This window comes from Pseudomonas sp. FFUP_PS_473, from assembly GCF_002858665.1.
GTDB classification, from domain to species: domain Bacteria; phylum Pseudomonadota; class Gammaproteobacteria; order Pseudomonadales; family Pseudomonadaceae; genus Aquipseudomonas; species Aquipseudomonas defluvii.
This window is the reverse complement of the sequence record NZ_PJQQ01000027.1, coordinates 45197-63869: the sequence shown is the minus strand read 5'-3', so window position 1 is coordinate 63869 and position 18673 is coordinate 45197. Positions and strand designations below refer to the sequence as shown.

Below are 18673 nucleotides of genomic sequence, written 5' to 3'. Positions count from 1 at the left end.
GCCCTAGTAATGCAGTCGGTTTAAGCCGTATTTGGTTTTTGACGCCATTTTTTCGTGGGCGGTGCAGCGTCGTGTACGGCCCGAAGGCCGTGCAAGACGCTGGCGCGTGAGGCTTGCCGGTGAAGGTGTCGGCGGGTATTCAGGCTGTTTCGGTCACGTTGAGGATGGTCAGCAGCTGCTGTGCATGCTCGGCGGCGTCCAGGCCCAGGCTGGTCAGGTAACCGCCATCGGGTTGGGTGATCAGTTCCTTGTCATGCAGGCGTTTGGCGGCGGCAATGGCTTGGGGCGCTGCCGTCTTGGTGTGAATTTTCAGGCCTTCCTGGGTATTGGCCAGGTTGAACAGTGCAAGTATTTCCAGTTCGGCAACCAACTCGGGGGTAAATGACATAGGTACTCCGACATTTCCTGAATTTGCGGTTGGCACCTTGGTAACGGATGCCTGGCTTTGGAGTGTAGTTCAGTCTTTTTCCGGCGGTAGTTCGGGCAGTGCGCGCAGGGCAGTTTCGTACCATTCGGTGTTGAATGCACGGTCTTCATCGAGCATGGCGTCAATCTCGATAGCCAGTACATGAGCCATCAGGTTGAGGATGTCTTCGCGCTCATAGCCTACCAGCGTCAGCTTGTTGAAAGCCGCCTTGGCGGCCGGTGGCTCACCGGACTCGATCTGATTCTCGATGGCCTGGGTCAGGGTGGCTTCGGCGAAGGTTTCTTCGTCGTCGCTGTCGATTTTGTTCTGTTCGCTCATGGTGATTCCTCGCGTTGAGCCTGCAGTTTGCCATGAGCGCACAGGTCATGTCGCAGTATCGACACGATCCATGATGCTGGTCAGCCCGGGCCAATCGTTCTATAACACCCCGGGCCAACTCCTTACGGCCTGGAGGCTGTTTTCATGCTCAAGCTTCATGGTTTTGCAGTCAGCAACTACTACAACATGGTCAAACTGGCACTGCTGGAAAAGGGCCTGCCCTTTGAAGAGGTGCCGTTCAACGGTGGCCAGAGTGATGACGCTCTGCAGGTCAGCCCGCGGGGCAAGGTCCCGGTACTGGAAACCGAGCACGGCTTTATCAGTGAGACCAGCGTGATCCTCGAGTACATCGAGCAGGTGCATCCTGAGCATGCCTTGCTGCCTGCCGAGGCCTATGCGCGTGCCAAGGTTCGCGAGCTGGCCAAGGAAATCGAGCTGTATATCGAACTGCCGGCACGGGTTTGTTACCCCGAGGCGTTTTTCGGCATGCAGGTGGACGCGGTCATCAAGGAAAAGGCCAAGGGCGAACTGTTGGCGGGGCTTGATACCCTCAAGCGCAACGGCGTGTTCTCGCCTTACGTTGCTGGTAACACGCTGACTCTGGCCGACCTGTATTTCTTCTACAGTGTCGATCTGGCGCGCGGTGTCGGCCTCAAGATATTTGGTCAGGACTTGCTGGAAGACTTCCCGCAGGCCAAGGCGCTGTTCGCCCGGCTCAAGGAGAGCCCGCATGTGCAGAAGATCGCAGCGGACAAGGAAGCGCAGATGCCCGCCTTCCTCGAGATGATTCGCAGCGGCAAGCGCTGAGTTGAAACAGGCTCGCCGTGCTGCCCGGCGAGCCTGTATCGAGGCTTAACGGCTGGCCAGCAGGGCCTTGCCGCGTTGCACCGCAGCCCGTACCTGGGCTGGAGCGGTACCGCCAATGTGGTTACGGGCGTTGACCGAGCCTTCCAGGGTCAGGACGGCAAATACGTCTTGCTCGATCTGGTCGCTGAACTGGCGCAGTTCGTCCAGGCTCATTTCCGCCAGGTCCTTGCCGGTGTCGACGCCGTATTTCACTGCATGGCCGACGATTTCGTGGCAGTCACGGAACGGCAGGCCGCGCCGTACCAGGTAATCAGCCAGGTCGGTGGCGGTGGAGAAGCCGCGCAGTGCGGCTTCGCGCATGATCGCATGACGCGGCTTGATGGCCGGGATCATGTCGGCGAAGGCCCGCAGCGAGTCGCGCAGGGTGTCGGCGGCGTCGAACAGCGGCTCTTTGTCTTCCTGGTTGTCCTTGTTGTAGGCCAGTGGCTGGCCTTTCATCAGGGTCAGCAGGCCGGTCAGGGCGCCGAATACACGGCCGCTCTTGCCGCGCACCAGCTCTGGCACGTCCGGGTTTTTCTTTTGCGGCATGATCGAGCTGCCGGTGCAGAAGCGGTCAGGCAGGTCGATGAACTGGAATTGCGCACTGGTCCACAGCACCAGCTCTTCGGAGAAGCGCGACAGGTGCATCATCGCCAGGCTGGCGGCAGCGCAGAATTCAATGGCGAAGTCGCGGTCAGAGACGCCGTCCAGCGAGTTGCCGGCCACGGCTTCAAAGCCCAGCAGCTGGCAGGTCAGTTCACGGTCGATCGGGTAGGTGGTACCGGCCAGTGCGGCACTGCCCAGCGGCATGCGGTTGGTGCGCTTGCGGCAGTCGACCAGGCGCTCGTAGTCACGGCTGAGCATCTCGAACCAGGCCAGCAGGTGGTGGCCGAAGGTCACCGGTTGCGCGGTCTGCAGGTGCGTGAAGCCCGGCATGATGGTTTCCGCTTCGCGCTCGGCTTGCTCCAGCAGGCCTTGTTGCAGGCGGGTGATCTCAGCGAGGATCAGGTCGATTTCGTCACGCAGCCACAGGCGGATATCGGTGGCGACCTGGTCGTTACGGCTACGCCCGGTGTGCAGCTTCTTGCCGGTGATCCCGATGCGATCGGTCAGGCGCGCCTCGATGTTCATGTGAACGTCTTCGAGGTCGATGCGCCAGTCGAAGTTGCCGGCTTCGATTTCGCTCTGGATGGTTTTCAGCCCGTCGATGATGCTGTCGCGCTCGGCATCGGTGAGAACGCCGACCTTCGCCAACATGGTGGCGTGGGCGATCGAACCCATGATGTCGTGGCGATACAGGCGCTGGTCGAAGTTGACGGAAGCGGTGAAGCGGGCGACGAAAGCGTCGACGGGCTCACTGAAGCGGCCGCCCCAGGACTGGTTGGTCTTGTCAGTGCTCATGGATTCGCTCGTTGAAGGCGTGAACGGGAAAAGTGGCGCCGATAATAGCAGGATTGGCAGCATTGACGGCGTTCGGCGGTCGGCATAAATGGGTGATCGAGGTTCTGGCTGGCGCCGTTGAAGGTGTGTTCTTGACAGGATATTTGGCGAATGAACGGCAGCGTTCCGGCAACCGTCTACAGTTGGACTGAGGATTGGCATCTTTACTGCCGACCCAGTGAATTTTTAGCCATCGTGCGAGTCTGAGCGTGGATCGCCGTGACGGTCGTCACTTCACCTGTCTACGCTATCCTTGTGCGAGACTCACGCAGGAATCCAGCGCAATATGAATGTCCTGATCGTTGATGACGAACCCCAAGCCCGCGAACGCTTGAGCCGCATGCTCGGCGAGCTTGAGGGCTATACCGTGCTGGAGCCTAGCGCCACCAATGGTGAAGAGGCCCTGGCACTGATCGACAGCCTTAAACCCGATGTCGTCCTGCTCGACATTCGTATGCCAGGCCTGGATGGCCTTCAGGTGGCAGGTCGCTTGTGCGAGCGTGAAGCACCACCGGCGGTGGTGTTCTGTACGGCGGATGATGAGTTCGCGGTAAACGTATTCAAAGACAGCACCCTGGGCTGCCTGATCAAGCCGGTACGCGCCGAGGAGTTGCGGGACAGCTTGCGCAGGGCAGAGCGTCCCAGCCGGGTGCAGTTGGCGGCGTTGACGCGCCCGGCCGCTGAGAGCGGCATCGGGCCTCGCAGTCACATCAGTGCGAGAACCCGCAAAGGCATCGAAATGATCCCGCTGGATCAGGTCATTTACTTCATCGCCGATCACAAATACGTCACCCTGCGCCATGAGTCCGGCGAAGTCTTGCTGGATGAACCACTCAAGGCCCTTGAGGATGAGTTCGGTGACCGCTTTGTCCGTATCCACCGCAATGCGTTGGTCGCGCGTAACCGTATTGAACGCCTGCAGCGCACGCCGCTAGGGCATTTCCAGCTTTATCTGAAAGGGCTCAATGGCGATGCGCTGGTGGTCAGCCGTCGGCATGTGGCGGGCGTGCGCAAGATGATGCAGCAGCTCTAAAGGACAGTGCTGGAGCGAATCGTGCCAAGGACGGCGACCTTATCCGATAATTTAGATCTGCTAGCGCGTTGGACTGAGCTGTTATCATCCGTAGCAACTCTCTCGTACGGATCGTTCCATGTCCACTCGCGAAATCCGCATTGCCACCCGCAAAAGTGCCCTTGCCCTCTGGCAGGCTGAATATGTCAAAGCCCGTCTAGAGGAAGCCCATCCCGGCCTGCTGGTGACGCTGGTGCCAATGGTCAGCCGCGGTGACAAGCTGCTTGACTCGCCGCTGTCGAAGATTGGCGGCAAGGGCCTGTTCGTCAAGGAACTGGAAACTGCACTGCTTGAGCGCGAAGCCGACATTGCGGTGCACTCGATGAAAGACGTGCCCATGGACTTCCCCGAAGGCCTGGGCCTGTATTGCATCTGCGAGCGCGAAGACCCGCGCGACGCGTTTGTTTCCAACACCTTCCCAAACCTCGAAAGCCTGCCGGCGGGCAGCGTGGTCGGTACCTCCAGCCTGCGCCGTCAGGCACAGTTGCTGGCGCGTCGCCCCGACCTGCAAATCCGCTTCCTGCGGGGCAACGTCAATACCCGCCTGGCCAAGCTCGATGCGGGTGAGTACGACGCGATCATCCTGGCGGCTGCCGGCTTGATCCGCCTCGGCTTTGAAGACCGTATCAGCTCTACCATCAGTGTCGATGACAGCCTGCCCGCCGGCGGCCAAGGTGCCGTGGGGATCGAATGCCGCAGTGCCGACAGTGAAATCCATGCGTTGCTGGCGCCGCTGCACCATCGCGACACCGCCGACCGTGTCAGCGCAGAGCGGGCGTTGAACAAGCACCTCAACGGCGGTTGTCAGGTACCGATTGCCTGTTATGCCGTGCTTGAAGGTGATCAGCTATGGCTGCGCGGCCTGGTAGGTCAACCCAGCGGTGGCACGTTGCTCAACGCCGAAGCGCGTGCGCCACGCGCCGATGCCGAGGCGCTGGGTGTTCGGGTCGCCGAAGACCTGCTCAAGCAGGGGGCCGGTGAGATCCTCAAGGCTGTTTATGGCGAGGCCGGTCACCCGTGAGCAGCTGGCGTCTGCTGCTTACGCGGCCGGCCGAAGACGGTGCAGCGCTGGCGCAAACGCTTGCGCAGAGCGGCGTCTTCAGCAGCAGTTTGCCTTTGCTGGAAATCGAACCACTGGCGCTTGATGCCGCGCAGCGCAGCACGGTGGCTCACCTGGATCGCTACTGTGCGGTTATCGTCGTGAGCAAACCGGCGGCGCGCCTGGGCTTGGCGCAGCTGGATCACTACTGGCCACAACCGCCGCAGCAAGCCTGGTTCACGGTCGGCGCTGCTTCGGCGCAGATTCTGGAAGCGCATGGCCGGGAGGTGCATTACCCCCGCACTGGCGATGACAGCGAGGCACTTTTGCAGTTGCCCGCCTTGCATGAGGCGATTAACCGGCCCGATGCGCGTGTATTGATCATGCGCGGTGAGGGCGGGCGTGAGTTGTTGGCCGAGCGTTTGGCCGAACAAGGTGCTAGTGTCGACTACCTCGAATTGTACCGACGTTGCCTGCCTGTCTACCCGCCGTCGACATTGCAGCGGCGTGTCGAGGAAGAGCGTTTGAATGGCCTGGTGGTCAGCAGCGGCCAAGGGTTTGAACATTTGCAGCAATTGGCCGGCGAGGACTGGCCGCAGTTGGCGCGGTTGCCTATTTTTGTGCCGAGCCCTCGGGTGGCAGCCCAGGCCCGTGCAGCCGGTGCCCTGAATGTAATAGATTGTCGCGGTGCCAATGCCGCGGCCTTGCTGGCGGCGTTGCGGGAAACTCCTGCACCTGCCCTCTAAGGCGCTAAGCTGATTGGCGACGTGCCTCAATGCAAAGGATGGATACGTGAGCGAAACTGTCTTGCCCAACGATGAAGTGCAGTCGGCGCCCGAGGCGCCAGAACAAACGCCTGCCGCGGCGGCAAAGCGCGGCGGTAATGGTTTGGCGATTCTCGCGCTGTTGCTGGGTGCCGCGGGTGTAGCCGTGGGGGGCTGGGGCGTATGGCAAGTACGTCAGCTTCAAGGCGCCGATCAGGCCCAGGGCGAACACTTGCAAGCGCTGAACACCTTGGCCGAGGCTCTGCAAACACGTGAGCAGCAGCTTTCGGCGCAGCTTGCCGGCCTGCCACCGGCCGCCGAGCTGGAAGACCGTCGCCGCCTGGTCGCGCAGTTGCAGGGCGACCAGCAACGCTTGAGTCAGCGCCTGGAAAGTGTGTTGGGGGCGAGCCGCAAAGACTGGCGGCTGGCAGAGGCTGAGCACCTGTTGCGTCTGGCCAGCCTGCGTTTGTCGGCGCTGCAGGACATTGCCAGTGCCCGCGCCCTGGTTCAGGGTGCTGATGACATTCTGCGTGAGCAAAGCGACCCGGGTGCTTTCGCTGCCCGCGAGCAGTTGGCCAATAGCCTGGCCGCACTGCACAGCGTAGAGCAGCCAGACCGCACTGGGTTGTTCCTGCAATTGGCCGCGCTGCGTGATCAAGTGGTGCAGTTGAGCGCACTGGCCCCAGACTTCCAGGTCAAGGCTGAAGGCGATTCAGCCTTGATCGCCGATGGTGATGGCGCAAGCCGTTGGTCGCAGTGGTGGGACAAGATTTCCCGCTACATTCGCATCGATTTCAATGCCGATGAAAACATCCGGCCATTGTTGGCCGGGCAGGCGCTGAATCAGGTTCGTCTGGCCTTGAGCCTGACGCTTGAGCAAGCCCAGTGGGCTGCGCTCAATGGCGAGCCGAAAGTGTATGCCCAGGCGCTGGCAGAAGCGCGCAGCGTGCTGCTGGCCAACTTCAACCCTGATCATGCACAAAGCCGGATCATGCTTGAGCGTTTGCAGGCCTTGGCTGACGCGCCGGTATCGGTTGTCACGCCGGATCTGGCGCAAAGCCTGAGTGCGGTTCAGGCGTATATCGAGCGTCGTCATCTGCCTGCCGAAGAAGTGCCAGCCGGCAAGGCAGCTGAGGAGGCGCGCCCATGAAGCGTGTCTACCTGTTGACGGTCGTGGCGATTGCGGTGGCCGCGCTGGTAGGTATCGGCATGGCACACCACAGTGGCTACGTGTTGATTTCCTACGGCAACTTCTTCCGCTATGAGTCCAGTGTGTGGGCAACGCTGGCGGTGTTGCTTGGGGTGTGGCTGCTGTTTTTGCTTGTTCGCTACCTGATCAGTGTGGTGTTCGTCTCTGGTGGGGTGGTCAACCCATGGTCTCGGCGCAACCGCGACCGGCGTACTCGCCTGGCCATCGAACAGGGCCAACTGGATCTGGCCGAAGGCCGTTGGGCCAGCGCCCAGCGCAACCTGCACCGTGCCGCCGAAGCTGAGCGTCAGCCCTTGCTCTACTACCTCGGTGCTGCCCGTGCTGCCAACGAACTTGGCCGTACCGAAGACTGCGACAACCTGCTGGAGCGTGCCCTGGAGCGTCAGCCCCAGGCCGAACTGGCCATCGCCCTGAGTCATGCCCAGTTGCAAACCGACCGTGGCGACCTCGATGGAGCGCTGGAGACCCTGCAAGCCATGCATGATCGCCATCCGCACAGTGTTCAGGTGCTGCGCCAGTTGCAAGGCCTGCATCGACAGCGCGGCGACTGGTCTGCTTTGATCCGTTTGTTTCCGGCCTTGCGCAAGGAAAAAGCCCTGCCGGCTGCCGAGCTGAGCGAGTTGGAGCAGCGCGCCTGGGGTGAGAACCTGTCACTGGCAGCCCGCCGTGAAAACGACGACCAGACCGGGCTTCAATCATTGGCGCGTGCCTGGGAACAGTTGACCTCGGCGCAGCGGCAGGAGCCGCAACTGGTGCTGGCCTACGCCGAGCAACTGCGCCAGTTGGGTGCCGAGGCTCAGGCTGAAAAGGCGTTGCGTACGGCACTCAAACGTCAGTACGAGAGCCATCTCGCCCGTCTTTATGGGCTGGTCCGGGGTGAAGATCCTGTACGTCAGTTGCAGACAGCCGAAGGCTGGTTGAAGCTGCACCCCGATGACCCAAGCCTGTTGTTGACCCTCGGTCGTCTGTGCCTGCAAAACCGCCTGTGGGGCAAGGCACGTGACTACCTGGAAAGCAGCCTGAACCTGCAGCGTAACCCCGAGACCTGTGCCGAGCTGGCGCGTTTGCTGGCGGGGTTGGGTGATACCGAGCGCAGCAATCAGTTGTTTCAGGAAGGCTTGGTGCTGCTGGATGAGCGTCTGCTGGCGCTGCCCTTGCCTGAGGGTGTTCGCAGCTAGTAACGAAGCGTACAGGCCCGCTTGGCACGGCGGGCCTGTATGACTGGGTAATTGTTCCTACAGCGTGTGGTTTATTGTGCCTTCGGCGGCCTCTCTCCAGTCCCTTCTGGTTTGCCGTACTTTCTGCTTTTTGTTGGCGAAGAGTCCCGAAGGGCTCGTATTGAAAGGGGTTGTGGCTTTCCTCTACCGTTGATGCCCCTTCATTCCGCTCTTGGAATTCTTCATGCCGTTGGTTCGTTTGCGCTCCTTGTTCCTCCTGGCCTTTGTGGCATCTCTGGCCATATTGGGGGGGACGTTCTACCTGGAGTTAGGTCTCGGCCTGGTGCCGTGTCCCTTGTGCCTGAGCCAGCGCATCCTGCTGTCGTTGTTCGCCATTGTCTGTCTGGGCGCGTTACTGCAGCGACCACGACTGCGTGGGCTGTGTCGCTACGCTGCTGTGGCCTTGGTGTGTGCCGTGCTCGGGGTCTTGCTGGCGGCCCGGCATATCTGGCTGCAAAGTGCTTCATTCGTGCCTGAAATGGAGTGTCATCCGCCCTTGGGCTACCTGGTCTACACACGGTCCTGGAGTCAGGTGCTGGAGGCCATGCTGCTGGGGAGCCCGGACTGCGTGCGAATCAGTTGGACCTTCATGGACCTGAGTGTTCCTGAATGGAGCCTGCTGGCGTTCATGGTCTTGACGCTTTTTACCCTGACCGTGACGTTTGTTGGCCTGCGTATACGGATGGTCCGTAGGCGAATGGCACGCCTCTGACCCCTTGGCAGCATGCTCGGCAGTATCGCAAGTCGCTGATTCGATTGACCTGGAACAGCTTTGTAGATGAGCGGCGCTACGTCGCAGGATTAAACACTTGTATGAACTTTGTCGCCTGCGTACCTTGAAGGCATGGGCGCACGGGAATAATCTCCCCAGCACGCAGACAAAAAAACTACGCTATGCCGGTTTGCTGCTTTCAACCGGTCACAACAATGCGTGACGCGGTGTAGTGCAGCACGACCCTGAAGGGAAGAGATCGCCATGCTCGATAGTTGTCAGAATGCTCAGGAACGCTGGGGTGGGGTTCATCGGCTGATTGACCGCTGGCTGGAGGAGCGGGCGGAACTGGTGGAAGCCTTCCGTAAGCTGCGCGATGCAAAGCCGGCCTTCGCCGACAAGGACATGAATCGGGATTTCTGTGCGGTGCTGGTGGACTATGTGTCGGCCTGGCACTTCGAGGTGCAGGAGCAACTGGTCAGCGAGGCCAAGGCTTTTGGTGATAACCGCAGCCTGGAGTTGGCCGAACAGATCAGCCCGCGTATCGACGACATTACCCAGATTGCCCTTGCCTTTAACGATCACTGCGACAAAGGCAACTGCAACGACCCCGAGCGTTTCGCCAAGAAACTCCAGGAACTGGGCGGCCTGTTGCATGAGCGTTTTGAGCTGGAAGACTGCCTGATCGAGGTGCTGCACAACGCGCACAAGGAAGAGGGCGCGGTTCAGGCCTGAACCGTCAATTTGCTACGCCGAGCAGTTCAATCTCGAACGTCAGAGGCGTGTACGGCGCAATCAAGTCCCCGGCACCTTCAGCGCCATATGCGAGCGCTGAAGGAATGACCAGCCGCCATTTTGAGCCTGTCGCCATCTGCGGCAAGCTCACCTGCCACCCTTCAATCACGCTGTTCAGGCTGAACCACTGCGGTTGTTCGCTTTGGTCGAAGACCGTACCGTCTGGAAGTGTGCCGACATAGCGAACCTGAACCTTGCCGCCGCTGGTGGGCTTGGCCCCAGTGCCTGCTACCAGCTCGCTGACCAGGACACCTTCCGGCAACTCTCGTACGCCGGCCCTGGCACGTTCAGTGGCCATGAAGCGGCGTTCAACACCGAGTAGCTGTTCACTCTGCGCCTGTTCTGCGGCGTCGTTGGCCTGGGCATCGTGCTGGCTGAGCAGTGCCTCCATACGCGTTTTACTCAGGGCCAGTGGCTTGTTCTGATAGGCCTGTTGCAGGCCGTCGATCAATGCCTTGAGTTGCAGGTCCGGGACTTCTTCGCGCAGGCGTTCTCCGAGGCTGGCGCCCAGGCTGTAAGCAAGGTCATGAGCGTCGTTGGCATTGCCATCTGCCTGCGCCATGGCCGGTGACAGCAAGACAAGAAACGGCAGTAGAAAGTAGCGCGGCATGGCAAGGGTCCAGGTTTCGGAGAAGCACAATTATGCCAGCCTGAAGGTATTGTCCAAGGCTTTATCGGCAGTGTTTCCAGCAGCATCTACACTTGCCTCCAGCGGCAACGATACGCACTTTGCCCAGGCATGCAACGCGGCGCATCCATTACGGTCAACATGCCCTAGCGGCGATAGCAGCAGAAGACTAGTATGAGCCGCAACTACATCAGCCAGGAGGTAAGCCATGTCGGCCAATAAGAAGCCAGTAAGTACGCCGTTACACCTGCTCCATCAACTCTCCAGCAGCCTGCTTGAGCATTTGGAAAACGCCTGCTCGCAAGCGCTGGCTGATGCAGAAAAACTGTTGGCCAAGTTGGAAAAACAACGTGGCAAGGCACAGGAAAAACTTCATAAAGCGCGCCTCAAACTTCAGGACGCTGCCACTGCAGGCAAGGCCAAGGCACAGAACAAGGCCAAGAATGCCGTAGCGGAGCTTGAGGAATTGCTCGATGCATTGAAGGAGCGTCAGGCACAAACCCGCACCTATATCCTTGAGCTCAAGCGCGATGCTCAGGAAAGCCTGAAGCTTGCCCAGGGCGTGGGTAAAGTAAAAGAGGCTGCCAGCAAAGTCCTGACCCTGCGTAGCGACAAGGCAGCGGTTACCGCTACCGCCGCCAGCAAACCGACCACTGCCAAAGCAGTTGCCAAACCGGCTGCAACCAAAGCGCCGGCCAAACCTGCGACCGCCAAGGCACCTGCCCGAGCTGCAGCCAAGCCAGCCACAGCGGTGAAGGCCCCGGCCAAACCTGCCGCTAAAACTGCTGCTGCCAAGCCTGCTGCGGTCAAAGCCCCCGCTCGCGCTGCTGCCAAGCCTGCCGCCGCCAAGGCGCCAGTCAAGGCCGCTGCCAAACCAGCTGCCGCTGCGAAAGCCCCAGCCAAGCCTGCCGCCAAACCAGCCGCGGCCAAGGCTCCAGTTCGAGCGGCTGCGAAACCTGCTGCCAAAGCCCCAGCCAAGCCTGTCGCTGCCAAGCCTGCAAGTCCGGCCACGCCAGCACCAGCCGCCGCTGCACAACCGGCTGCACCTGCAAGCCCGGTAGCCCCTGCTGCTCAGTCGCCGTCGACCGCGTCTTGAGTGCTTGCTGCCGCGACGCGTAGCTTCTGCAACGCGTCGCGGTACGCTTTAACGCCATCCGGCGACAGCCGTTCCAGCCAGTCCGACTCAGCCACTTCTGCGGCTGGCCACGCCTGCGAGGCCGTTTGCAGGCGCTCTAGCAGCTCGCGTTCAGCAGCCAACTCCAGTGCCTTGAGTTGCTCGCGCAGGCGAGCCTGCGCTGGGTCCAGGCTTGCTGCTTCGCGCCATTGCTGGCGCAGTGAGCGTAGTGGCGTCACCACCTGGCGGTGCCAGGGTTCGGCCAACTGTTGCAACTGTGCCACGCGGGAGGCATCGGGCTTTACACCACGGGCTTCCAGCCAGGTAGCACAGAGCAGCAGGCAGACATTCCCCCCCTGGTGCTGCAGGCTCAGGCAGGCCGCTTCCACCCCCGGACGGGCATAGAGGCTCACGGCAAAATTCCACAGGTCGGTGTACATGGTCCCACTCGCGCCAGTTGGCGGCGAAGCTGGTAGACTTCGCGGCCATTATGATCAGACTATCGAACCTCACTTTACAGCGTGGTCCACAGCGCCTGCTAGAAGGCGCTGAGCTCACCCTGCACCCCGGCCAGAAAGCCGGCCTGATCGGCGCCAATGGTGCCGGTAAATCCAGCCTGTTCGCATTGCTGCGCGGTGAGCTGACGCCCGACGCCGGTAACTGTCAGCTGCCGGGCGATTGGCGCATCGCGCACATGCGTCAGGAGGTCGATACCCTCGAGCGCCTGGCCGTGGACTATGTGCTCGATGGTGATGAGCGCCTGCGCACCATCCAGCGCGATCTGGAGGCAGCGGAGTCGGCTCACGACGGTACCGCTGTGGCGCGCCTGCATATTGAACTCGACAGTGCCGACGGTTACACGGCTGATGCCCGTGCCCGCAAGTTGCTGGCGGGCCTTGGCTTCAGCAATGAGCAGATGGAACGCCGGGTAGGTGACTTCTCCGGTGGCTGGCGGATGCGCCTGAACCTGGCGCAGGCGCTGATGTGCCCGTCCGATCTGTTGCTGCTCGACGAACCGACCAACCACCTTGACCTGGATGCGATCCTTTGGCTGGAAGACTGGCTCAAGGGTTACCCCGGCACCTTGCTGTTGATCTCCCACGACCGCGATTTCCTTGATGCGGTGGTCGACCATGTGGCCCATGTCGAGCAGTGCAAACTGACCCTCTACCGGGGTGGTTACAGCGCGTTCGAGCGTGCCCGTGCCGAACGCCTGGCGCAGCAACAGCAGGCCTATGAGAAGCAACAGGCCCAACGTGCGCACATGGAGAAGTACATCGCCCGGTTCAAGGCACAGGCCACCAAGGCCCGTCAGGCACAAAGCCGGATCAAGGCCCTGGAACGGATGGAGGAGTTGTCGGCGGCCCATGTCGACTCGCCGTTCGACTTCACCTTCCGCGAATCAGAGAAAATCTCCAGCCCCTTGCTCGACCTTTCTGAAGCGCGGCTGGGCTATGGCGATAAAACCATTCTGGAGAAGGTCAAGCTGCAGTTGGCGCCAGGTGCGCGCATCGGCTTGCTTGGCCCTAACGGTGCGGGCAAGTCGACCCTGATCAAGAACCTCGCAGGCGAGCTTGAGCCGCTGGCTGGACGCCTGGTGCGCGGTGAGAACCTGGTGGTGGGCTACTTCGCCCAGCACCAACTCGACTCGCTGGACAGCAAAGCCAGCCCATTGCTGCACCTGCAACGCCTGGCACCGACCGAGCGTGAGCAGACCTTGCGCGACTTCCTGGGTGGTTTCGACTTCCGTGGTGGTCGACTCGACGAGCCGGTACTGAATTTCTCCGGTGGCGAGAAAGCCCGCTTGGCGCTGGCGTTGATTGCCTGGGAGCGGCCGAACCTCCTGCTGCTCGACGAACCGACCAACCATTTGGACCTGGAAATGCGCCTGGCGTTGACCATGGCATTGCAGGAGTTCAGCGGTGCAGTGTTGGTGGTATCCCACGACCGTCACCTGCTCAAGAGCACCACCGACGAGTTCCTGCTGGTGGCCGACGGCAAGGTCGACACCTTCGATGGAGACCTGGACGACTACACCCGCTGGCTGGCGGAGTACCGTCAGCGTAATGCCCCGGTCAGCAGTGCACCGGCCAACGCCGACAAGACCGACAAGAAAGCCCAGCGTCAGGCGGCGGCAGCGCTGCGCCAGCAGTTGGCGCCGCACAAGCGCGAAGCGGAAAAGCTCGAGCGTGAGCTGGGCACCGTGCATGAGCAGTTGGCGAAAGTCGAAGCCAGCCTCGGCGACAGTGCCCTTTACGAAGCTGCCCGTAAGGATGAGTTGCGTGAGCTGCTGGCCCGCCAGGCCCAGCTCAAGGGCCGTGAGGCCGAGCTGGAGGAGGCCTGGATGGAGGCGCTGGAAGTGCTGGAGACCATGCAGGCGGAGCTGGAGGCACTGTCGTGATGGCGGCGTTGCGACAGTTGCTGCCGGTGGAGTGGATCGAGCCCTTGTGGCTCGGTTTGCAGATCCTGCTGATCCTGGTCGCGGCCTTTTTCCTGCAGCGTGTGGTCGCACGCTGTTTGAGCCGGCTGGCGCAACGTTACCCGTTGCCGCCAGAGTTGATAATGCCGCTGCGCGGTGGCCTGCGCTGGCTGATCATGGGCAGCGCACTGATTGTCGTGCTGGAGCGTCTGGGGGTGTCGGCCACCGTGCTCTGGACCGCACTGTCGGGGTTTGTCGCCGTCGCAGCAGTCGCGTTCTTTGCCATGTGGAGTGTGCTGTCCAACCTGCTCTGCGCGGTGCTGATCTTCACTGTTGGGCCGTTCCGTCTGGGTGATGTGGTCGAGCTGGTGGATACCACTGACAAGCCGGGTGTCAAAGGCCGTGTCATTGCCATCAACCTGTTGTTCACCACGCTGGTCGAGCTGCCCGAGACTGGCGGTGCACTGGTGCAGGTGCCCAACAGCCAGTTCTTCCAGAAGTCGGTACGGCGTTGGCGCGGCGCTGATGCACTACCGTTGGTGGGTGAGGACGCGCCGAAGGGCAACTGATCGGCGGTCAAAAAAACCGTGGCGTTTTTTCCAGCGGCGCATTAGCGTTGGGCTTTGTACTAGAGTCCCCGCTGAGGTGTGTCATGTCGCTGGAAACATGGTTGGCGTTCTTTGTTGCATGTTGGGTGATTAGCCTGTCTCCGGGCGCTGGCGCCATTGCCTCGATGTCCTGTGGCCTGCAGTATGGCTTCTGGCGGGGCTACTGGAATGCGCTGGGCCTGCAATTGGGGTTGATCATGCAGATTGCGATCATCGCCGCGGGCGTGGGGGCGGTGCTGGCGGCATCCGCCACGGCCTTCCAGTTCATCAAGTGGTTCGGGGTCTGCTACCTGGTCTACCTGGCCGTCAAACAATGGCGTGCGTTGCCCGCCGACCTCAGTGACAACGCCGCCGTGCGGCCGATTGGCAAGCCACTGAGCCTGGTGTTCCGCGGCTTTCTGGTGAACATCAGCAACCCCAAGGCGCTGGTCTTCATGCTGGCGGTACTGCCACAGTTCATTAACCCGCACCTGGACCTGCTGCCGCAGTACCTGATCATCACGGCCACCATGGTGGCGGTCGACCTGCTGGTCATGGCGGGTTACACCGGCTTGGCGGCACGGGTGCTGCGTTTGCTGCGTACTCCGAAGCAGCAGCGGCGCATGAACCGTACCTTTGCCGGCTTGTTCGTGGGCGCTGCTGCGCTGCTGGCGACCCTGCGTCGGGCGCCGGTCTGAGTTCCGGGCGCCAACTGCCCCGGTAGAAACAAGAAAGGCGACCCCAGGGTCGCCTTTCTTGTTGTTTAGCGCAGGATCTGCGCCGGTTCGTCCGGCGGCAGGTTGTTGCGCATCGGGCGCCGCTCGTGTTCCGGCATTGCCTGGCCAAGCTGCTCGCTCAGTTGCCGAGCCACATCCATGCCCAGCTCCTTGGAGACTTCACGGACCACACGTGGCCGGTTCAGGGTGACCCGCACATCGTCACCATTGACCAGCTTGGTGTCCTGGCCTTCGCCCATGGCGGTAAACGCCGAGGTAATTTCGAAGGTTTTGGTGTTGATCAGGCTGAAGTCGGCGACCAGGGTCAGGCCGAGCACTGCGGAGTAACTGTCAGTGCGATCCAGCGAGGTGATATCACGCTGGAAGTCGATGTCCGACAAGGTGCCGAACAGCACATAGTCAGCACCCTTGAAATTACCGTTCTTGATCCGTTTGATGACGTCGTAGACGTCTTCCTTGGCCTTGGCGGTATAGGGTGTGCCTTGTACCAGCTGAAACATTCCGGTCTTGAGAATCTCACCCTTGATGTCACCGCTGAACTTGCGCAGTTCGGTCTGCTCGACGTAGCTCTGGCTGCTCTCGTACTCGTTGTAGCTCGATGAGCTGTTGGCCGAGTACATGCTTGCGTTGGAGCTCTGTTGCGCGGAAACGGTGTGGATGTATTCCTCCACACGTTCCTGATAGGCGAGGTCGGTGACCGCGACTTTAGGGGCCGCGTGTGCGCTGAACGCACACGCCAGGCCGAGGCTTGCAATCCATGCACGCATTGCTTAGCGCTCCGTGGTCTTACGGATTTCTTTTTCGTCCATCCACTCGGCCAGACCGCTTTCGACGTCGATCAATTGCAGGCTGAACTTGTAGAAGACGTCCTTGTAGTCGCTGCTGCGTTTGACGATCGAGCTGATCGAGCCTTCCAGACGGTACTTGGCCGCGATCATGTTGCCGGTCTTGGCCACGGTGTTTTTCTTGTACAGACCGCTCTGGTTCTGCAGTTTCAGTTGGTCGACCTGGCTTTGCATCTGGGTGTTGTCGCTGGCGAAGCGTGCAGTGCCGGACTTCATCAGCTGGGTCTTGATCGACGTGGTGATTTCGCGGGTATCAATGTACTCGCTGGTCTTGTTCTTCACATCGTAGACCTGCACGACAGGGCGGCCTTGAAGGATGCCGGACTGTGCCAGTGACCGGGTCATGCTCTCGGCGATCATTTGCAAGTCGGTGGAGCCGAACTCGTTGGTGACCAGCTCGACGGCCTTGCTGTCACCGTAGCCAATGTTCTTGCCACCCAGAACAGGGGAGTTGTTGGCGCAACCGCTGGCCAGGGCGACGACAACGGCGAGGATCGAAAAACGTGCGAACATAAAATGGATCTCCTGAAAATCGAATTACTGCGACTGGACTTCGAGACGGAAGTCGGTGGCTTGTGGCACGGGCGCGATGGCCGGCAGAATGCTGGATTGCGACCCGTACAGGGTCAGGGTTTTCCAGCCTTCTTCGTCGGCTACAGGGAAGCCATCGTTACCCAGCCAGGCAAAGCGGTAGAACATCGCCTTGTTGCTGCTACTGGTGTTGTTCAGTGACACCTTGACGGTGAGAAAGCCGTTCTCGCGGGCAACCCGCATCTGGCCGACCTCAATGTTTTTCAACTTGCCCATGACCACGACTTTACTGGCGGCGCTGCCGGGTGCTGGTGGCGGCGGGGTCGCGCAGCCGGCCAGCAGGGCAACGGTGGTCAAGGCGGCGAGGAGTTTGATTCGCATGGCGCTTCCTTTGGGTTACTTGATGCTGGCGACAGCCTGGGCAGCGGTGTTCGGGATGACTTGGGTAGCAGGGCCGCCGGCGTAGACCTGGCTGCCGACCACGCGCAGGGTCACAACCTGATAGGGCCGCTCGATTTTGACCTTGACCTGTGTGCCGCCCAGGTTCGAAGGCAGGCTCAGGGTATGCTCGCCCTGGCTCATGCGTACGCGGACCACTTGGGTATCGTCTGGCAGGGTGCGCCAGGTGCGGGTGTCGGCACCTTCGACGACAGCCGAGGCGATGCCGACGGCCAGACCGGCCAGCGGGTTGGTGTCGTTGAGCTGCTTCTGGGCGACACCGCGGCTGATCGCACGCACGCTGGTGCGCAGGATGATACCGGGCATGTCATCGCGCAGGGCGCGGCGAGACATGGCGGTGGTGCTGTTCAGGGCCGTCAGCTCAAGGGTGTTGCTGTCCAGCCCGATCTGCGAAAACCGCGGAGTGGAAGTGTCTTCCTTGATAATCGGGAAGGAGAGCGGGGTGATCACCAGATTACCGCTGATGGGCAGTGGCAACGGCACGCGAATCGAGTCACGGGCTGGCGCCAGACCGCTTTGCACCACGATCAGCACGTCACTGTCGTTGTTTTTGGCCGCAGGTTTGTCCAGGTCGAGAAGCGCCTGCTCCAACAGTGGGGTGTTCGGGCGCAATTCGGCAGCCTTGCGGTAGCCAGGCGCGGCCAGACCACGTTCGCCCAAGGCTTCATAGACGTAACCGGACAGGTAGTGGCTGAAGGCACTCTGGTAGCTGTTTTTCAAACCGACCACTTCTGGCGCGTCGAGCGCGGCAACCGGATAACCCTGCAGGTCTTTGTACTCGGTCTTGATGCCTTCTTTCTCGGCGTCTTCTTCGCGCTTGAGGTATTCCTTGTCGCGCAGTTCGGCAATGACCGCTTCACGCTCATGGGTCTTCTTGATTTCGGTACGGGCAGCATCGAAGTCATTCAGGGCCAGCAGGTTCAGCGCCATCTGGGTGCTGAGCATGACTTTTTCGTAGTCGTAGCCTTCATAACGGCGCACCTTGTCATTGACCAGGTAGCTGCCGAACTGGGCCAGGTACTTGCCGGTGTCCAGCTTTACCGACTCTTCCCATTTGAACACGACATTGTCGGCCTGGTGCCACGCCTGTTGGCTGGCCGCCAGATCGCCTTTGGAGCGCAGCAGTTCGCCTTTCTCGAAGTAGTAGAGCAGGTCCTTGTCTTCGCCTTTATTGTTTTTTTCCAACAAAGCGAGGGCCGCATCGACGTTGCCACTGCTCAAGTGTTGGTTGGTTTGTTGGAGTTCACTGTCGTAGTTGCGAAAAGCCGCGCAACCAGTGAGTTGGACGATCGCACAGAGTGATGCGACGGTAAGGACACGGGATGCCATCTGAAACCTTCTTCCCTGATCAATGAAGAGCCACAACAGGCGGGAGGCTGTTATCCCTTTGAACGGCTAGTTCCAAATCCTCATTAACAGAGGAGCCTAAATTTCCATTCGCTATATGAAATGGCGCGGCATTATAAGCGCAATTTGCTGGCTAATTAATGGCGTTTTGACTCGGGGTCTTCCT

At 60.7% G+C, this 18673-nt stretch carries 21 protein-coding genes and 1 pseudogene; 13 read left to right on the top strand and 9 right to left on the bottom strand.

Annotation, left to right across the window (positions count from 1 at the left end):
* Positions 1-139 precede the first annotated feature (139 nt).
* Positions 140-388, bottom strand: a complete 249-nt coding sequence (locus CYD26_RS18170; protein WP_065758046.1) for a TIGR02647 family protein — start codon at positions 386-388, stop codon at positions 140-142.
* A 69-nt stretch (positions 389-457) separates the two neighbouring features.
* Complete coding sequence (locus tag CYD26_RS18165) at positions 458-745, bottom strand: hypothetical protein (RefSeq protein WP_099773282.1); 288 nt, start codon at positions 743-745, stop codon at positions 458-460.
* Between the two features lie 144 nt (positions 746-889).
* Here CYD26_RS18165 and CYD26_RS18160 point away from each other — a divergent pair, with 144 nt between their 5' ends.
* Positions 890-1552, top strand: a complete 663-nt coding sequence (locus tag CYD26_RS18160; RefSeq protein ID WP_102053243.1) for a glutathione S-transferase family protein — start codon at positions 890-892, stop codon at positions 1550-1552.
* 45 nt (positions 1553-1597) lie between these two features.
* On the opposite strand, the gene argH is transcribed toward CYD26_RS18160, so the two are convergent.
* Positions 1598-2992, bottom strand: a complete 1395-nt coding sequence (argH, locus tag CYD26_RS18155) for an argininosuccinate lyase (protein WP_065758043.1) — start codon at positions 2990-2992, stop codon at positions 1598-1600.
* A 221-nt stretch (positions 2993-3213) separates the two neighbouring features.
* Between argH and CYD26_RS25570 the strand changes: the two are divergent.
* From CYD26_RS25570 to CYD26_RS18120, 8 genes and pseudogenes are all read left to right on the top strand, one after another.
* Positions 3214-3321: pseudogene (locus CYD26_RS25570) on the top strand (sensor histidine kinase); the annotation flags it as partial.
* Complete coding sequence (locus tag CYD26_RS18150; RefSeq protein WP_065758042.1) at positions 3318-4064, top strand: LytTR family DNA-binding domain-containing protein; 747 nt, start codon at positions 3318-3320, stop codon at positions 4062-4064. The pseudogene CYD26_RS25570 and the gene CYD26_RS18150, both read left to right, overlap by 4 nt.
* A 118-nt stretch (positions 4065-4182) precedes the next feature.
* Positions 4183-5124, top strand: coding sequence for a hydroxymethylbilane synthase (gene hemC / locus CYD26_RS18145; protein ID WP_065758041.1), 942 nt, complete (start codon positions 4183-4185; stop codon positions 5122-5124).
* Positions 5121-5888 carry a uroporphyrinogen-III synthase gene (locus CYD26_RS18140; protein ID WP_102053242.1) on the top strand — a complete coding sequence of 256 codons (768 nt, stop codon included), beginning with the start codon at positions 5121-5123 and terminating at the stop codon, positions 5886-5888. Before hemC ends, CYD26_RS18140 begins: the two co-directional genes overlap by 4 nt.
* A 46-nt stretch (positions 5889-5934) precedes the next feature.
* Complete coding sequence (locus tag CYD26_RS18135) at positions 5935-7056, top strand: uroporphyrinogen-III C-methyltransferase (protein ID WP_065758039.1); 1122 nt, start codon at positions 5935-5937, stop codon at positions 7054-7056.
* Positions 7053-8294: a heme biosynthesis HemY N-terminal domain-containing protein gene (locus CYD26_RS18130; protein WP_065758038.1), complete on the top strand. Its 1242-nt coding sequence runs from the start codon at positions 7053-7055 to the stop codon at positions 8292-8294. The genes CYD26_RS18135 and CYD26_RS18130 overlap by 4 nt, the downstream gene beginning before the upstream one ends.
* A 223-nt stretch (positions 8295-8517) precedes the next feature.
* Positions 8518-9045, top strand: coding sequence for a disulfide bond formation protein B (locus CYD26_RS18125; RefSeq protein ID WP_102053241.1), 528 nt, complete (start codon positions 8518-8520; stop codon positions 9043-9045).
* A 264-nt stretch (positions 9046-9309) separates the two neighbouring features.
* The gene (locus tag CYD26_RS18120; RefSeq protein ID WP_065758036.1) at positions 9310-9780 is read left to right on the top strand and encodes an Rsd/AlgQ family anti-sigma factor; all 471 of its coding nucleotides are present in this window, start codon (positions 9310-9312) and stop codon (positions 9778-9780) included.
* Between the two features lie 4 nt (positions 9781-9784).
* Here CYD26_RS18120 and CYD26_RS18115 read toward each other — a convergent pair whose 3' ends face one another.
* Complete coding sequence (locus CYD26_RS18115; protein WP_065758035.1) at positions 9785-10450, bottom strand: FKBP-type peptidyl-prolyl cis-trans isomerase; 666 nt, start codon at positions 10448-10450, stop codon at positions 9785-9787.
* A gap of 226 nt (positions 10451-10676) precedes the next feature.
* Here CYD26_RS18115 and CYD26_RS18105 point away from each other — a divergent pair, with 226 nt between their 5' ends.
* Entirely contained in the window at positions 10677-11564 is an 888-nt protein-coding gene (locus CYD26_RS18105) for an AlgP family protein (RefSeq protein WP_102053240.1), read from the top strand.
* Here CYD26_RS18105 and CYD26_RS18100 read toward each other — a convergent pair.
* On the bottom strand, positions 11540-12022 hold the full coding sequence (locus CYD26_RS18100) for a TIGR02444 family protein (RefSeq protein WP_102053239.1): 483 nt from the start codon (positions 12020-12022) through the stop codon (positions 11540-11542). The genes CYD26_RS18105 and CYD26_RS18100 overlap by 25 nt on opposite strands.
* 50 nt (positions 12023-12072) lie before the next feature.
* Here CYD26_RS18100 and CYD26_RS18095 point away from each other — a divergent pair, with 50 nt between their 5' ends.
* The 3 genes from CYD26_RS18095 to CYD26_RS18085 all read left to right on the top strand — a co-directional run bounded on the left by CYD26_RS18095 (position 12073) and on the right by CYD26_RS18085 (position 15286).
* Positions 12073-13983 carry an ATP-binding cassette domain-containing protein gene (locus CYD26_RS18095; protein WP_102053249.1) on the top strand — a complete coding sequence of 637 codons (1911 nt, stop codon included), beginning with the start codon at positions 12073-12075 and terminating at the stop codon, positions 13981-13983.
* Positions 13983-14570, top strand: coding sequence for a mechanosensitive ion channel family protein (locus CYD26_RS18090; RefSeq protein ID WP_065758032.1), 588 nt, complete (start codon positions 13983-13985; stop codon positions 14568-14570). Before CYD26_RS18095 ends, CYD26_RS18090 begins: the two co-directional genes overlap by 1 nt.
* A gap of 83 nt (positions 14571-14653) precedes the next feature.
* Positions 14654-15286: a LysE family transporter gene (locus CYD26_RS18085; RefSeq protein WP_065758031.1), complete on the top strand. Its 633-nt coding sequence runs from the start codon at positions 14654-14656 to the stop codon at positions 15284-15286.
* A gap of 65 nt (positions 15287-15351) precedes the next feature.
* On the opposite strand, the gene CYD26_RS18080 is transcribed toward CYD26_RS18085, so the two are convergent.
* The 4 genes from CYD26_RS18080 to CYD26_RS18065 are packed head-to-tail and all read right to left on the bottom strand — an operon-like array spanning position 15352 to position 18489.
* Entirely contained in the window at positions 15352-16092 is a 741-nt protein-coding gene (locus CYD26_RS18080) for a penicillin-binding protein activator LpoB (RefSeq protein ID WP_065758030.1), read from the bottom strand.
* Positions 16093-16095: 3 nt separating this feature from the next.
* Positions 16096-16683 (bottom strand): penicillin-binding protein activator LpoB, encoded by a 588-nt coding sequence (gene lpoB / locus CYD26_RS18075; protein ID WP_065758029.1) that lies wholly within the window; start codon positions 16681-16683, stop codon positions 16096-16098.
* 24 nt (positions 16684-16707) lie between these two features.
* Positions 16708-17082 (bottom strand): YcfL family protein, encoded by a 375-nt coding sequence (locus CYD26_RS18070; protein WP_065758028.1) that lies wholly within the window; start codon positions 17080-17082, stop codon positions 16708-16710.
* A gap of 15 nt (positions 17083-17097) precedes the next feature.
* Positions 17098-18489 carry a COG3014 family protein gene (locus CYD26_RS18065; protein ID WP_065758027.1) on the bottom strand — a complete coding sequence of 464 codons (1392 nt, stop codon included), beginning with the start codon at positions 18487-18489 and terminating at the stop codon, positions 17098-17100.
* Positions 18490-18673 lie beyond the last annotated feature (184 nt).

Excerpts from the sequence above, each read along its gene's own strand:
- CYD26_RS18170 (WP_065758046.1), bottom strand. The coding sequence starts at position 388 with ATGTCATTTACCCCCGAGTTGGTTGCCGAACTGGAAATACTTGCACTG.
- CYD26_RS18165 (WP_099773282.1), bottom strand. The coding sequence starts at position 745 with ATGAGCGAACAGAACAAAATCGACAGCGACGACGAAGAAACCTTCGCC.
- CYD26_RS18160 (WP_102053243.1), top strand. The coding sequence starts at position 890 with ATGCTCAAGCTTCATGGTTTTGCAGTCAGCAACTACTACAACATGGTC.
- argH (WP_065758043.1), bottom strand. The coding sequence starts at position 2,992 with ATGAGCACTGACAAGACCAACCAGTCCTGGGGCGGCCGCTTCAGTGAG.
- CYD26_RS18150 (WP_065758042.1), top strand. The coding sequence starts at position 3,318 with ATGAATGTCCTGATCGTTGATGACGAACCCCAAGCCCGCGAACGCTTG.
- hemC (WP_065758041.1), top strand. The coding sequence starts at position 4,183 with ATGTCCACTCGCGAAATCCGCATTGCCACCCGCAAAAGTGCCCTTGCC.
- CYD26_RS18130 (WP_065758038.1), top strand. The coding sequence starts at position 7,053 with ATGAAGCGTGTCTACCTGTTGACGGTCGTGGCGATTGCGGTGGCCGCG.
- CYD26_RS18125 (WP_102053241.1), top strand. The coding sequence starts at position 8,518 with ATGCCGTTGGTTCGTTTGCGCTCCTTGTTCCTCCTGGCCTTTGTGGCA.
- CYD26_RS18120 (WP_065758036.1), top strand. The coding sequence starts at position 9,310 with ATGCTCGATAGTTGTCAGAATGCTCAGGAACGCTGGGGTGGGGTTCAT.
- CYD26_RS18115 (WP_065758035.1), bottom strand. The coding sequence starts at position 10,450 with ATGCCGCGCTACTTTCTACTGCCGTTTCTTGTCTTGCTGTCACCGGCC.
- CYD26_RS18105 (WP_102053240.1), top strand. The coding sequence starts at position 10,677 with ATGTCGGCCAATAAGAAGCCAGTAAGTACGCCGTTACACCTGCTCCAT.
- CYD26_RS18100 (WP_102053239.1), bottom strand. The coding sequence starts at position 12,022 with ATGTACACCGACCTGTGGAATTTTGCCGTGAGCCTCTATGCCCGTCCG.
- CYD26_RS18095 (WP_102053249.1), top strand. The coding sequence starts at position 12,073 with ATGATCAGACTATCGAACCTCACTTTACAGCGTGGTCCACAGCGCCTG.
- CYD26_RS18090 (WP_065758032.1), top strand. The coding sequence starts at position 13,983 with ATGGCGGCGTTGCGACAGTTGCTGCCGGTGGAGTGGATCGAGCCCTTG.
- CYD26_RS18085 (WP_065758031.1), top strand. The coding sequence starts at position 14,654 with ATGTCGCTGGAAACATGGTTGGCGTTCTTTGTTGCATGTTGGGTGATT.
- CYD26_RS18080 (WP_065758030.1), bottom strand. The coding sequence starts at position 16,092 with ATGCGTGCATGGATTGCAAGCCTCGGCCTGGCGTGTGCGTTCAGCGCA.
- lpoB (WP_065758029.1), bottom strand. The coding sequence starts at position 16,683 with ATGTTCGCACGTTTTTCGATCCTCGCCGTTGTCGTCGCCCTGGCCAGC.
- CYD26_RS18070 (WP_065758028.1), bottom strand. The coding sequence starts at position 17,082 with ATGCGAATCAAACTCCTCGCCGCCTTGACCACCGTTGCCCTGCTGGCC.
- CYD26_RS18065 (WP_065758027.1), bottom strand. The coding sequence starts at position 18,489 with ATGGCATCCCGTGTCCTTACCGTCGCATCACTCTGTGCGATCGTCCAA.